This is a genomic window from Mycetocola saprophilus (genome assembly GCF_000718085.1).
Lineage (GTDB): Bacteria > Actinomycetota > Actinomycetes > Actinomycetales > Microbacteriaceae > Mycetocola > Mycetocola saprophilus.
On the sequence record NZ_JOEC01000001.1, the window covers coordinates 428,735 to 442,412 of the forward strand.

Annotated in this window: 13 protein-coding genes; all 13 read left to right on the plus strand. The window is 64.8% G+C overall.

Features of this window, described 5'->3' with window-relative positions:
- Positions 1-24: 24 nt before the first annotated feature.
- Positions 25-1,689, plus strand: coding sequence for an ABC transporter substrate-binding protein (locus tag IE92_RS0101910; protein ID WP_030143189.1), 1,665 nt, complete (start codon positions 25-27; stop codon positions 1,687-1,689).
- Positions 1,690-1,902: 213 nt separating this feature from the next.
- The gene (locus tag IE92_RS0101915; RefSeq protein WP_030143190.1) at positions 1,903-3,573 is read left to right on the plus strand and encodes an ABC transporter substrate-binding protein; all 1,671 of its coding nucleotides are present in this window, start codon (positions 1,903-1,905) and stop codon (positions 3,571-3,573) included.
- A gap of 46 nt (positions 3,574-3,619) precedes the next feature.
- Positions 3,620-4,624 (plus strand): ABC transporter permease, encoded by a 1,005-nt coding sequence (locus IE92_RS0101920; RefSeq protein ID WP_030143191.1) that lies wholly within the window; start codon positions 3,620-3,622, stop codon positions 4,622-4,624.
- Complete coding sequence (locus IE92_RS0101925; RefSeq protein ID WP_030143192.1) at positions 4,617-5,636, plus strand: ABC transporter permease; 1,020 nt, start codon at positions 4,617-4,619, stop codon at positions 5,634-5,636. Before IE92_RS0101920 ends, IE92_RS0101925 begins: the two co-directional genes overlap by 8 nt.
- Entirely contained in the window at positions 5,633-6,514 is an 882-nt protein-coding gene (locus IE92_RS0101930; protein WP_030143193.1) for an ABC transporter ATP-binding protein, read from the plus strand. Before IE92_RS0101925 ends, IE92_RS0101930 begins: the two co-directional genes overlap by 4 nt.
- Entirely contained in the window at positions 6,511-7,365 is an 855-nt protein-coding gene (locus IE92_RS0101935) for an ABC transporter ATP-binding protein (protein ID WP_030143194.1), read from the plus strand. The genes IE92_RS0101930 and IE92_RS0101935 overlap by 4 nt, the downstream gene beginning before the upstream one ends.
- Entirely contained in the window at positions 7,362-8,513 is a 1,152-nt protein-coding gene (locus IE92_RS0101940; RefSeq protein ID WP_030143195.1) for an ROK family protein, read from the plus strand. Before IE92_RS0101935 ends, IE92_RS0101940 begins: the two co-directional genes overlap by 4 nt.
- Before the next feature lie 36 nt (positions 8,514-8,549).
- Complete coding sequence (locus tag IE92_RS0101945; RefSeq protein WP_030143196.1) at positions 8,550-9,806, plus strand: 6-phospho-beta-glucosidase; 1,257 nt, start codon at positions 8,550-8,552, stop codon at positions 9,804-9,806.
- Positions 9,803-10,804 (plus strand): N-acetylglucosamine kinase, encoded by a 1,002-nt coding sequence (locus IE92_RS0101950; protein WP_051701486.1) that lies wholly within the window; start codon positions 9,803-9,805, stop codon positions 10,802-10,804. The genes IE92_RS0101945 and IE92_RS0101950 overlap by 4 nt, the downstream gene beginning before the upstream one ends.
- Positions 10,805-11,005: 201 nt before the next feature.
- Positions 11,006-11,290: a hypothetical protein gene (locus IE92_RS0101955; protein ID WP_030143198.1), complete on the plus strand. Its 285-nt coding sequence runs from the start codon at positions 11,006-11,008 to the stop codon at positions 11,288-11,290.
- The gene (locus IE92_RS0101960; protein ID WP_030143199.1) at positions 11,287-12,594 is read left to right on the plus strand and encodes a hypothetical protein; all 1,308 of its coding nucleotides are present in this window, start codon (positions 11,287-11,289) and stop codon (positions 12,592-12,594) included. Before IE92_RS0101955 ends, IE92_RS0101960 begins: the two co-directional genes overlap by 4 nt.
- 19 nt (positions 12,595-12,613) lie before the next feature.
- Complete coding sequence (locus IE92_RS18085) at positions 12,614-13,183, plus strand: hypothetical protein (protein ID WP_156027364.1); 570 nt, start codon at positions 12,614-12,616, stop codon at positions 13,181-13,183.
- Positions 13,184-13,260: 77 nt separating this feature from the next.
- Positions 13,261-13,674 (plus strand): YbaB/EbfC family nucleoid-associated protein, encoded by a 414-nt coding sequence (locus tag IE92_RS0101965; protein WP_030143200.1) that lies wholly within the window; start codon positions 13,261-13,263, stop codon positions 13,672-13,674.
- Positions 13,675-13,678: the final 4 nt, after the last annotated feature.

Genomic DNA, 13,678 nt, shown 5'->3' on the forward strand with positions numbered 1-13,678 from the left:
TGCTCGAGAAAAGAGGGACCGTCCATGTCGACAAGACGCAGGAGAAAGTTCGCAGCCCTGATGGCGGTGGTCGCCGCGGCGGCGCTGGTGCTCAGCGGGTGCGCCGACGGCGGGGGAGGCAAGGCGGGGGCCGACCGCCCGCTCCGCGTCTGGTCGGGGGCTACCTCACCGATCGCCAATAACTTCAACCCGTTTGCGCCGGGCTCGGCCGCCCACTTCACCTACGGCGTGATCTACGAACCGCTGTTCTTTTTCAACCAGCTCGCCGATGAAAAACCCACCGGTCTGATCGGCGACTCGTATGAGTTCAACGCCGACGGGACGGTACTGACCGTGGCGATTAAACCCGATCAGAAGTGGTCCGATGGTACGCCGCTCACGGCGCAGGATGTGGCGTTCTCGTTTGGATACGGCTCCAATAAGTCCGAGAAGTTGGTGTCGGCGGTGGCCGAGGGTGACACGACCGTGGTGCTCTCCTATGCGGTGCCGCAGTTCACCGCGGCACCTCAGATCTTGGGGGCGACGTGGATCATCCCCGAGCGCATCTGGTCGAGCATCACCGACTTCGCCACCGAGACCAACCAAAAGCCGATCGGTTCGGGACCCTATGTGCTGAAAAATGCCACCGATGCGTCCTACACCGTCGAGGCCAATCCGAACTTCCGCGACGGGGCTCCCGCGGTGAAGACCGTGCAGAACATCGCGATCGATTCCAACCAGTCGGCGGAAGATCTCTTGAAGACGGGCAAGATCGACTGGGCCGGGCAGTTCATCGCCAACCCCAAATCGATCACCTCGGGCGGAACCATTTCGAGCCTCAATCAGCAGCAGGATCCGACGGTCCTGCTCACGTGCTCCTCGACCGAGCTGGGATGTACCGGACCGCAAACCGATCCGGCCGTGCGCCGAGCCATCAACGTGGCCATCGACCGCGGCGAGATCGGGTCCAAGGCGTTTGCCGGCCAGTCGGGCGTGGTGTCCCCCTCGTTCGCGCTGCTGCCGCGGGATAAGAAGTGGGTGACGGATCCGAAACTTGAAACCAGCCCGCAGAAGGCCAATGCGGCCGAGGCCGGATCGATTCTGGAGGCCGCCGGTTATGTTCGGAGTGCCGACGGGGTGTTCGCCAAGGAGGGGAAGTCGATCGAGATCGATCTGTTCTCCCCGGATGGATGGACCGACTATAACGACGCGGCCAAGCTGATCAGTGAGCAGGCGGCGGCCGCGGGAATCCGGATCAAGAATCGCACGGTGTCCCTGGCCGAGTACTGGACCCCGACCACCAACGGAAACTTCCAGATGGCGCTGTACGGTGCGCCGCAGTCCCTGGTTGCCGACCCGTATTCGAACTACGAGCGCTTCTTCGCGACCGCCTCCACGGCGCCGGTCGGCCAGCCGCCGGCCACGGGCCTGAATCTGGCGCGCTACAGCAACCCCATCGTGGACACGGCGGTGGCGGAGGCCGGCGCGACCCAGGACGAGGGAATCAAGAAGGCCGCCTACGCCCGCATTCAGACCGAGATCGCGCGTGACCTGCCGTATATCCCGGTGGTCCTCAACGCGAGCATGGCGTTTTTCAATACCCGCGATTTCAACGGTTGGCCCGGCGATTCGCGGCCCTACGCGGCACCGTTGCCCTACCTGGCCACGGCTTCGGGGGTGGTGTTGTCCCGGCTGAGGCCGGCGAAGTAGTGGCGGGCCCCGCGCCCGCGGGTGCGGGGCCGTTCCGGAAACATGATGAACACACAAGGGTGATTGCGAAACATAATCGTGACCGGAAATAAACAAGAAAGTGCTTTACTAGAAACCCCTTTTCCTATAATCTCCTGAGAACAGACAGCAAGGATGCTGTCGAGCAACACCTTTCACCATCCAGCTCTAACGCTCATGAGAAGAGGTTTTACTATGGCCACGAGTCGACGCAAACGACTAGGCATGATGTTCGCCGCCGGTGCGGCAGCACTCGCACTCACCCTGACCGGGTGTGCCAGCAACGGAGAGGGCGGATCCGGCGGATCCGACCGACCGCTGCGGGTCTGGTCGGGATCGATGACCCCCATCAACAACAACTTCAACCCGTTCTCCGTGGACACCGCCGCCCACTTCACGTTCGGCCCGATTTACGAGCCCCTGTTCTTCTTCAACCAGCTCTCCGCAGACCCGGCCACCGGCCTGATCGGCGACAAGTACGAGTACAGCGAAGATGGCACCGTCCTGACGATCAAGATCAAAGCCGATCAGAAGTGGTCCGATGGAACAGCCCTCACCGCCAAGGACGTCGCCTTCACCTTCGGCTACGGTCCCAACAAGGACCCCGAGATGGTTTCGGTAGAAGCCACCGATGACACCACCGTTGTCCTCACCTACTCGGTCCCCAAGTTCACCGCCGCCTCGCTGATCCTGGGTTCCACCTGGATCATTCCGGAGCACATCTGGAAGGACATTAAGGACTACACCACCGAGACCAACCCCAAGCCCGTGGGCTCGGGACCCTACGTGCTGAAGTCCTTCAGCGACGCGGCCTACACGGTCGAAGCAAACCCCGAGTACCGTGATGGTGCCCCGGCGGTCAAGACCGTGCAGGTTATCGGTATCGACTCCAACCAGTCCTCCGAGGACCTGCTGAAGACCGGCAAGATCGACTGGGTGGGTCAGTTCATCGCCAACCCCGACGCGATCACCAAGGACGGCCGGATCTCGACCCTCAACCAGCAGCAGGACCCCACCACGATGCTCACCTGCTCCTCGGTGGAGCTGGGCTGCACCGGCGCACAGACCGACCCGGCCGTGCGCCAGGCGATCAACGTGGCCATCGACCGCTCGGCGATCAGCGACAAGGCGTTCGCCGGACTCTCCGGCATCGCCTCACCCTCGTTCGCCCTGCTTCCGCGCGACGAGAAGTGGCTCTCCAGCCCGGACCTCGCCAAGAGCCCGCAGGAGCCCAACATCACCGAGGCCGACGGCATCCTCGAGGCCGCCGGCTACACCAAGGGATCCGACGGATTCTACGGTAAGGACGGCAAGTCGTTCGAGATCGACCTGTTCTCCCCGGACGGCTGGACCGACTACAACGACGCGGCCAAGCTGATCAGCGAGCAGGCGGCAAAGGCCGGCATCCGCATCAACAACCGCACCGTCTCCGAGGCCGAATACTGGACCCCGCTGGCGAACGGTAACTTCCAGATGGCACTCTACGGCGTGACCCAGTCGCTGGTGGCGGACCCGTACTCGACCTACGACCGTTACTTCTCGACCCCGGCCACCGCCAAGGTGGGGGAGCAGCCGGTCAAGGGTGTCAACTACGCCCGTTACAGCAACCCGATCGTGGATGCCGAGGTGAAGGTGGCAGCCGCCACCGAGGACGAGGCCATTAAGAAGGACGCCTACGCCAAGATCCAGACCGAGATCGCCCGCGATCTGCCCTATATCCCCGTGGTACTGAACGCCAGCCAGGCGTTCTTCAACACCAAGGACTACACCGGATGGCCGAGTGAGAAGGACCTGTACGCGGCACCGCTGCCCTACCTGTCCACCGCCTCGGCTATCGTTCTCACCCACCTGAAGCCCGCGAAGTAGGAATGGGTCCCATGGCCATCACCACACAAGTTAAGGGGGGTTGAACGTGGTTTTTTATGTTCGACGAATCCTGTTCTACGTCATCACGCTCTGGGCTGCGGTTTCGCTCAACTTCCTTCTGCCACGGTTGTTGCCGGGTGACCCGGCCGCGATCATGCTGGGGAAGCTCCGGCGTGCAAACGGAGGCAGGCCCCTCTCCGAGGAAACCATTCGGGGGATCACCTCGATGCTCGGTGCTGAAAAGGGGATGACCTTCTGGGACCAGTACATCGCGTACTGGGGTCGGATTCTGCAGGGAGATTTGGGGATCTCCTCGACGCGGTATCCGGCCCCGGTTATCGAGCTGATCGGGGCGGCGCTGCCCTGGACCGTTATTCTGGTCGGCGTCGCCACCGTGCTCTCCTTCGTGCTCGGCATTGTGGCCGGCGCCTGGGTGGGCTGGAAGCGTGGAACCTGGGTGGACCACCTGGTTCCGGCCACCACCTTCCTGCAGTCCATCCCGTATTTCTGGCTGGCACTCGTGCTGGTCGCCGTCCTCTCCGTCCAGTTGGGTGTCTTGCCCATCATCGGCGGATACGACGTCTTTGACTTCCCCGGCGGACCCGAGTGGAGCTGGGCCTTCTTCGGCAGCACCGTGGTCCATGCGATCCTGCCCGCCATCACCATCGTGATTTCCTCGGTGGGCGGCTGGCTGCTGGGCATGCGCAACATGATGGTGCAGACCATGTCCGAGGACTATGTGGTCACCGCCGAAGCCAAGGGCCTCACCCCGAGCCGGATCCGCACCCGCTACGCCGCCCGCAACGCGGTGATTCCGAGCCTGGCCGGCTTCGGAATCGCGCTGGGCTTCGTGGTCGCCGGATCCATCGTGACCGAGCAGGTGTTCAGCTACCCGGGTATTGGCAAGCTGATGATCCAGTCGGTGCAGGGCCTGGACTATTCGCTGATGCAGGGCGTGTTCCTGGTGATCACCCTGGCGGTGCTCGCGGCGAACTTCCTGATGGAAATGATTTACGGATTTATTGACCCGAGAGTGAGACACCGTGGCTGACAACACGACGCCCGAGGTCCCGGTTCGTACCGGACCCACCCCCACCTCGACCCTCGCGACGATTCGGATCGCCAAGAACGACCGCAAGCGTCGGCCGCTGCCGCGGATCTCCGGCAAGCTGCTGACCGGCATCATCATCGTGGTGGTCATCGCACTGTTCGGAATCCTGGCACCGTTCTTTGTGCAGGACCCGCGCTTCTCCGGTAACGACGCGTTGCTGCCACCGGGGGATGGACACATCCTCGGTACCACCAAGCTCGGCTACGACGTCTTCGCCCAGCTCGCCTGGGGTACCCGCGGCTCGCTGTTTGTGGGTGTGGTTGCCGGGGCGCTGGCGCTGCTGCTGGCCATCCTGTTTGGTGTGCTGGCCGGATACTTCGGCGGGGTGGTGGATGAGATCCTGACCCTGCTCACCAACATCATGCTGGTGATCCCCGGTCTGCCGCTGGTCATGGTCATCGCCGCCTACGTGCAGAACACCGAGGGGCTGGGGCCGTTTGCCCGAAGCTCGTTCCTGGTGGCCATCGTGCTGGGCATCACCGGCTGGGCCGGATCCGCCGTGGTGCTGCGCGCCACCGCCAAGTCGCTGCGGATGCGTGACTATGTCGCCGCCTCCCGGGTGGCCGGCGAGCGTCCGCTGCGGGTCATCTTTGTGGAGATCCTGCCGAACCTGGTCCCGCTGCTGGCGGCCCAGCTGATCTTCGGTGTGATCTTCGCGATCCTCGGCGAGGCCGGCCTGTCCTACCTGGGACTGGGCCCGACCGGATCGATCACCCTGGGCACCATGCTCAACGATGCCCAGACCGGGCAGGCCGTGGGCAGCCAGGCCTGGTGGTGGTTCATTCCGCCGGGGGCGCTGATCGCCCTGCTGGGTACCGGACTGTCCCTGATTAACTTCGCGATCGATGAGATCGTCAACCCCAAGCTGCGCCTCGCACCGCAGGCCGCGCGCAACCAGCGCAAGGCCAACCGCGAGGGTCGTAGCGTCAGCGAAAACGGAGCGATCGCATGAGTGCCACCCCGGTCCTCACCGCCCACGGCGTGAGCATTACCTATGAGGTTGATCCGCCCGTGCAGGCCGTCAAGGATGTATCTCTGACCCTGCACCGCGGCGAAATCCTCGGTCTTGCCGGAGAATCCGGCTGCGGGAAAACCACGTTCGCATACGGGCTGAACCGCCTGCTCAAGGCACCCGCGGTCATGACCGGCGGCGACGTGGAATTCCACGACGTGGACGGCACCGACATCAACGTGGTGGGTCTCTCCGGTGAGGGGCTGCGCCGCTTCCGCTGGGACAAGGTCTCGATGGTGTTCCAGGGTTCGATGAACTCGCTGAACCCGGTGATGACCGTTCAGGCTCAGCTGGAGGATGTGTTTATCACCCACCGTCCGGGCATGCGCAAGGCCCAGCGTCGCGAGCGCTCGGCGGAACTGCTCGAGCTGGTTGGGGTGGACCCCAACCGCCTCGGGGCGTTTCCACACGAGCTCTCCGGCGGTATGCGGCAGCGCATCATGATCGCGATGGCCCTCGCGCTCAACCCGCAGGTCATGATCATGGACGAGCCCACCACCGCACTGGATGTGGTGGTGCAGCGCGGAATCATCCGCGAGATCATGCGGCTGCGCGAGCGGCTGGGCTTCGCGGTGATCTTCATCACCCACGACCTGCCGCTGCTGATCGAGATCAGCGACCGGATCGCGATCATGCGGGACGGGGCGATCGTGGAACTCGACGACGCCGAGAAGATCTATCACGACCCGCAGCACGAGTACACCCAGAAGCTGCTGGCCAGCTTCCCCAGCCTGCGTGGCGAGCGGGGCGACTTTGTTCGTCTCGGCCACGGGGAAACGCCAGCCAAGGCTCCCGCCCAGTCCGGAGGTATCGCATGAGTCACGCCAAGCCCAACGGTCCCTCGACCTTGGAAATCAAAAACCTCAAGCGCGACTACACGCTGCGCTCGGGCTTCAAGCGCAACGTGCTGCACGCGGTCTCGGACGTGTCCTTCACCCTCGAACCCGGACGTACCATCGCCCTGGTGGGGGAGAGCGGATCGGGCAAGTCCACGGTCGCGCGGATCATCTCGCGGCTGGAAAACGCCACCGGGGGACAGGTTCTGCTCGACGGAGCCCCCGCCCCCACGCGGGGTCGGGCCCTGGAGCGCTACCGCTCGAAGGTGCAGATGGTCTTCCAGGACCCGTTTGCCTCGCTCAACCCGTTCCACACGATCCTGCATCACGTGGAGCGTCCGCTGCGCATTCATCATCCGCACCTCTCCTCCAAGCAGATCAAGGAGCGGGCGTATGAGCTGCTGGAGCGGGTGCAGCTGACCCCGGCCTCGCGCTATGCCGACCGCCGTCCGCATGAGCTTTCCGGTGGACAGCGTCAGCGGGTGGCCATCGCCCGGGCCCTGGCCCCGGGGGCGACCTACATCGTGGCCGACGAGCCGGTGTCGATGCTGGACGTTTCGATCCGGCTGGGCGTGCTGAACCTGCTCGCCGAACTGCAGCGCAGCGAGGGACTGGGTGTGCTCTACATCACCCACGACCTGGCCACCGCCCGGCACTTCTCCGACGAGATCATGGTCATGTATCGCGGCAAGATTGTGGAGCGCGGCGAGCCCGACTCCGTCATTTTGAACCCCCAGCACGAATACACGCGTACCCTGCTAGAAGCCGCGGCCGATCCCGATCGACTCGGGCAGCTGCGAGCCGAGGTCCGTGCGGAGGGGATAACAACATGACACAGACACACATCGATCCGGGAACATCCACCTGGCTGCGGGTGCAGAACGACCGCACCGCGCTGCACCTGCTGCTGACCCACGGTCCGCTCACGCGGGCGCAGCTGGGGGAGTTGTCGGGGATGTCCAAGCCCACCGCGGGGCAGATGCTGGCGCGCCTGGAGGGCGCCGAGCTGATCGCCCCGGTCGGGGAGGTCTCGGGGAGCCGCGGCCCGACCGCCGTGTCCTACGGGGTGCGGGCGGATCGGATCACCGGCGTAGCGGTGAGCATGCACGCGGGGTTCCTGGAGGCCGTGCTGGTGGATGCCATCGGCACCGAACACCCCATCGCCAAGATTCCCCTGGCCGGGCGGCAGCGCTCGCCCGAAGGCGATATCCGCGCGGCGATCGACGCGGCCTGTGCGGCCGCCGGAGTCTCGGTGGATGCCGTGGCCGCGGTCGCGGTCGGGGTACAGGCGGCGGTGTGGCGCGAACGCGACCGACTCTCGCTGAGCGACACCCTGCCGGGCTGGCCCGCGACCGGTTCGCGGGAGCGGATCGAGACGGCGCTGGGCATCGACATCACCCTGGAAAACGATGTAAACCTGGCCACGATGGCCGAACGCGCCGCCGGTGCCGCACAGGACGCGAGTAGTTTCGCCCTGCTGTGGCTCGGCGAGGGCCTCGGTGTCGGGGTCGACCTGGGCGGCGTTCTGCACCGCGGCGCGGCCGGCGGGGCGGGGGAGATCGGCTACCTGGCGGCGATTCGCCCGGATACCGGAGAACCTGCCGACACCACCGACCTGCTGGGTGGCCCCGCGGTACTGGAGCTGCTGGGCCTGCCCCGCACCGGCGACTATGCCGAGGCCGTGCGCGGACTGGGTGAGAACCCGGCGGCGTTGGAGGCCCTGGCCGATCGCGTGGCCCTCGCCCTGGACCCGGTGCTCGCGGTCCTGGACCCGGCCCTCGTTGTCCTCGGCGGACCCACCGGCGTGGCCGGCGGAGACGCGTTTGCCACCCGGGTAGCACGGGGCATCACGAGTGATGCCCACCCCGAACTCGCCGTACGCACGAGCCTCACCGGACCCTCGGCGGTGCTCTGGGGTGCACGGCAACTCCTTGTAGACCAGATCCGCCAGCGCCTCGAGGCGCGGATCCTGGTTGGTTAGCTCTTTACTCTTTTTATTTAGACGAACGGAAACCTCATGAAACTCGCCATTGTTGGCGGTGGGTCGACCTACACCCCCGAACTGATCGACGGATTCTCCCGGCTGCGCGACGTCCTGCCGCTCACCGAAATCGCACTGGTAGACACCGATCCGCGCCGCCTGGAGCTGGTCTCCGGTGTTTCGCGCCGGATGCTTGCCCGCGCCGGCCACCCGGCCAAGCTGCTGGCCACCACCGACCTGATCGCCGGTGTCGAGGGTGCCGACGCGGTGCTGATCCAGCTGCGGGTGGGCGGGCAGGATGCCCGCGAATCCGATGAGACCTGGCCCCACGAGGTGGGCTGCATCGGCCAGGAGACCACCGGTCCCGGCGGCCTGGCCAAGGCGCTGCGCACGGTTCCACTGGTGCTGAGCATCGCCGACACCGTGAAGAAGTACGCCAAGCCCGACGCCTGGATCGTCGACTTCACCAACCCCGTGGGCATCGTCACCCGGGCCCTGCTGCAGGCCGGCCACCGTGCCGTTGGTCTGTGCAACGTTGCCATCGGATTCCAGCGCCGCTTCGCCAACACCCTGGGTGTGGAGCCGGACAAGGTTGAGCTCGGCCACGTCGGCCTCAATCACCTGACCTGGGAGCGTAGCATCCGCGTGGACGGTCAGGACCGTCTGCCGGGGCTGCTCCAGAACACCGTCGGGGAGCTCGCGGACGAGGTGGAGCTCCCCGCCGCCCTCCTCAGCCAGCTCGGCGTGGTGCCCTCCTACTACCTGCGCTACTACTACGCGCACGATGAGGTGCTGCACGAGCAGCTGCACAACGAGTCGCGTGCGGCCGCGGTGCGGGCCATCGAGAACGAGCTGCTGGGCATCTACGCCGATGAGAGCGTGGACACCAAGCCGGCGATCCTGGAAAAGCGCGGCGGCGCGTTCTACTCCGAGGCCGCGGTGCAGGTCCTCGCGCTGATGCGCGGCGACCAGGACATCTCGCGTGTGGTCAACCTGCGTAACGATGGCAGCCTGCCCTTCCTGCCCGACGACCACGTGATCGAGGTGCCGGCCAAGTACATCGACGGCAAGTTTGTGGCCGAGCCCATCGACGCGCTACCGGATGACATTTCGGGTCTGATCTCGGCGGTGGCCGGCTATGAGCGCCTGGCCCTGGACGCGGCGATCAACGGTGGCCGCGACCGCGTGCTGCGGGCGATGCGCGCCCACCCGCTGGTGCTCCAGCACGATCGTGCCGAGAAGCTTACGGACCGGCTGATGGCCGCCAACGCCTCGTTCCTGGAGTGGGCGTGAGTCCCCTCTCGGCCGACCCCTCGGCCCGATATGTGGTCGCCGTAGACGGCGGCGGCTCGAAGACGGATGCGGTCCTGCTGAACCTGAAGGGCGAGCTGATTGCGCACGCCCGCCGGGGCGGGTCCAGTCCGCAGGTTGAGGGATTGGCCGCGTCCGTTCGGACCGTGGACTCGGTGATGACGGCGGTCCTGGAGGGGATCGATCCGTCCGCGCTCGTGCAGACGAGCCTGTACCTGTCGGGGCTGGACCTGCCCCAGGAGATCGCCGATTATCGTGAGGCGGTCAAGGATAAGGCCTGGGCCGGATCCAACCTGCTGCTGGATAACGACCTCTTTGCGCTACTGCGCGCGGGCAGCGATGCCCCCAACGCGGTGGCGATCGTGGTGGGTACCGGCATGAACGCGATCGGGCTGCGGGCCGACGGCGAAAGCTACCGGTTCACCGCGCTCGGCGGAATCTCGGGGGACTGGGGTGGCGGCGGAAGCCTCGGCAGCGACGTGCTCTGGCACGCCGCCCGGGCCGAGGATGGTCGCGGACCCAAAACCCTTCTGGTGGATGCGCTGCTGGCGGCCACCGGGGCGGGCAGCGTGCGCGAGGTGACCGAGGATATCCACTTCGGGCGCCGACCGTACTCGATGCTGTCGAGCCTGTCGCCGCTGATGATGTCCACCGCCGCCGCCGGCGACCCGGTCGCCATCTCGGTGGTGGAACGTCAGGCCGATGAGATCGTGGCCTACGCCCGGGCCTGCATCAACGACCTCGACCTGGCGGACGAGGCCGTGCAGGTGGTGATCGGCGGCGGCGTGGCCCGTTCGCGCGATCCGCTGCTGCTGGCACGCACGCGTGCGGGCCTGGCCGAAACCGCGGCCCGCGTCGAACTGGTGATCGTGGATGCGCCGCCGGTCCTCGGCGCGGGTCTGCTGGCACTGGCCGACGCCGGTGCCGACACCGCGGTGCTGGCACACGCGCGGGCACAGCTGGGGGCGGTCAAGCCGTAGTGTGTTCGATGCCCGCCCATCTTGACCTTGTCGAGATGGGCGGGCATCGTGCTGTCCGCCCTGTCCGGGGCCCCTGCGGCATATTGCACACATGATAGCCTCGAAATCGGTCCGTGACGCATTTTGCTCCGGACCGTGTCAGACAACACGGGGGAGTTTGGTGTGGCGTCCGGAAAACGGATCGTACAAGACAGTGACATCATGGCTGCCGCGGCCACCGGGGCGGGACAGGCCGCCGAGACGCTGCGTTCGGCGCAGTCGGCCCTGTCCTCGGCCATTCCGGGGAATGCGTTTGGGCTTGCGGGAGCGCCGGTCGCCGTGGCGGGTAATCAGCTCGGGGCGAAGATCGGGGAGACCCTGGCATCGCTGGCGAAGCTTGCCGAGCTGACCGCCCGGGGAACCACCCAGACCAATGCCGAGTTCGCCCGAATCGAGGACGAGGCGGCCAGAATCATCGCCCAGATTCAGATCGGACCGACCGGATGAGCGTGTTGAGCGAGACCGCGGTTCCGGATGCGCTGGCCGCCCAGATTGCCGGAAACGGTTGGGCGAGCACCGCATCGGGCGGAACCGGCGGAGCGAACATGTGCACCTCGCCGCCGAGCTTTGTGGGACCGCTGGCCACGTTTGTGCAGCCGCTTCTGTCGCTTCTGGATCAGGTGAGCGGGCAGCCCGCGGCGGTGTATCAGGCCTCGATGCGATGGGAGTCCACCACCGGCGATGTGGCGAGTATCCGGGATGCGCTGAAGGCTCAGGCCAATGCCGTGGAGGGACAGCTTGAGGGTCTGACGGCGGAGGCTCTGGCCCTTGCCCTGAAGATGGTGTCGAGTGGCGCGCACTCGGTATCGAACTGGACCAAGTCGGTGGCTCAGGCGCTGCAGCTGTGCGTGACGATTTTTGAGACCGTGCGCTCGCTGGTGTGTGAGGCCCTGCTGAACCTGGCAAACTTCGCCAGTACCGTGGCGGATCTGGTGTTTGGCAGTATGCCGTGGGAGCTGGAGAAGAAGGCTGAAACGATCTCGAAGTTCACCCGGAGCGTGCAACGCTTTGTGAACTCCTGCGCGGCCGCGATGAACAACGCCCTGAAGGCGGCCCGTGAGCTGGTGCGCCTGATCACCGATCTGTTTCGCGCCATCGTGCCGTTCCACGCGGCCATCGACGCGGCCATCGGACAGATCGTCAACTCGATCCCCGGCGGTGACCCGGTCTCGGTGGCACCCGGCGGGGAACGCCGAGGTCCCAACGGCTCGATCGAGAACCCCTCACAGACGCCGTATCCGGGGTCGGAACTCGCTTTCACGGACAAGTACCCTCGTGGTTATCAACACAGCTATGATCTTGGGCCTAGTGATTTGACTACCGAAGAGCTAAATAAGTTATTTCGAGATGAGTTCGGGCATATTTTTGTTCCATCACGTGTCGGCGACAACAGCCAACTTAATGCCCAACTTACACACGTCAATCAGCGCATTCAGACGTCACTTTTTGGTACCTCAATTCCAGAAGTGACCACAGGAGGGATCGTGGTCAACCAGATAGCGCCCGATGGGTTTACAGTTCGCGCTGAAGACGGACATCCTGAAGCGCCAGGTGAGGTGGCTTTCCGTATTACGTCCGAAAATGGCCGTGCACGATTGCAAGTAACTGGTGCGTACGCGGATACCATTATCGGAAAACATGATTTGGGTGCGCCAGTTGAATCGAACCCGGCGTTTGCAGGCATTGCAGATGTCAGTATCTGGTCGGACATGCAGGGACGATTCCGGGATCGGCTCAAATATGGCCGTTAAACACTCTCGAATTCTGAGCATGACAAGTCTGGGGCTGACCGTATTATTAGGGCTCACCGGTTGCGTGTTGACCTCGAACCCATATCCGGAGATTCCTCGGTTTGCGAAGAGTGGTGGGCAGACTCAGGCCGAGTTGGATGCGAAACTTGCAACAATTCCGGGGTTGAAGTTCCTAAAAGCCTCCGGTGGAAAACCAAATGTGAAAGGTAACACCGGGTTTACCTTCGATTTCGAACTGAAATCTGGATACCGGATTGCCGATCCGGGGGGCCTTGTCGACTACTTGTCTCGTTCAGCTTGGTCTGTTCGTGATGGGTATATGCCTAACTCGGTGATCTATATTCAGTGTCTCTGCAATGTTGCTGACAATCTGGACCTGGTGGTAGCTGGTGAAGATGCAGGCTGGGTGAAGAAGGATTCGCAGACGCATCGTGGTCCTGCGGAAAATGGATACACCGAAGTCAATGTCTGGTTGCTGCTGAATAATTCGTACTCAGAAATTTGGGGTTCTGATGAGAATCGTGAGCGGTTGGGGAAGTGGCCCGGGGAAGCTCCGGCGGTTCCCGAGAACCTGGTGGTGCCGCGCTGATGCCCCAGGACAATGACAATGACGGTGCGTGGGCGACCGGTGCCGCGCAGGGGAAACACGAGTAGGGGAGAGAATCGATGAGTCTTGAGCAGGATCCGATTGATGAGTTTGAGGCGGCCCGTGCCGAGCTGCAGGCGATTTCCGCGCAGGCGGATGCCAACGCCCAGGGGGCCTCGGCGCTCGCCGATGATGCCCGCACACTGCAGGCCAGCGTGCGTTCGCCGCGCGGAGAGGTCACCGTCACCGCGCGGGTAGGCGGGGCGATCAGCGCCGTACAGTTTGCCGACGCCGCGCTCTCACTGCGCCCGGCAGACCTCTCCCGGCTGGTGGAAACCACCATCGCACAGGCCCAGTTTCAGGCGGCCCAACGGTTTGCCGATCGCGCCGCCGAGGCCTTTGGTACGGACTCGGAGATTGCCGCCCAGCTGCGCGCCGACGCGCTCGCGGCGTTCCCCGAACCCGGGCCCGACACCACCGGCATCCGCTACTAGGGAG

Bases quoted from the DNA above. Each gene is read 5' to 3' on its own strand.
- IE92_RS0101955 (WP_030143198.1), top strand. From the start codon at position 11,006: ATGGCTGCCGCGGCCACCGGGGCGGGACAGGCCGCCGAGACGCTGCGT.
- IE92_RS0101930 (WP_030143193.1), top strand. From the start codon at position 5,633: ATGAGTGCCACCCCGGTCCTCACCGCCCACGGCGTGAGCATTACCTAT.
- IE92_RS0101965 (WP_030143200.1), top strand. From the start codon at position 13,261: ATGAGTCTTGAGCAGGATCCGATTGATGAGTTTGAGGCGGCCCGTGCC.
- IE92_RS0101915 (WP_030143190.1), top strand. From the start codon at position 1,903: ATGGCCACGAGTCGACGCAAACGACTAGGCATGATGTTCGCCGCCGGT.
- IE92_RS0101945 (WP_030143196.1), top strand. From the start codon at position 8,550: ATGAAACTCGCCATTGTTGGCGGTGGGTCGACCTACACCCCCGAACTG.
- IE92_RS0101940 (WP_030143195.1), top strand. From the start codon at position 7,362: ATGACACAGACACACATCGATCCGGGAACATCCACCTGGCTGCGGGTG.
- IE92_RS18085 (WP_156027364.1), top strand. From the start codon at position 12,614: ATGACAAGTCTGGGGCTGACCGTATTATTAGGGCTCACCGGTTGCGTG.
- IE92_RS0101960 (WP_030143199.1), top strand. From the start codon at position 11,287: ATGAGCGTGTTGAGCGAGACCGCGGTTCCGGATGCGCTGGCCGCCCAG.
- IE92_RS0101910 (WP_030143189.1), top strand. From the start codon at position 25: ATGTCGACAAGACGCAGGAGAAAGTTCGCAGCCCTGATGGCGGTGGTC.
- IE92_RS0101935 (WP_030143194.1), top strand. From the start codon at position 6,511: ATGAGTCACGCCAAGCCCAACGGTCCCTCGACCTTGGAAATCAAAAAC.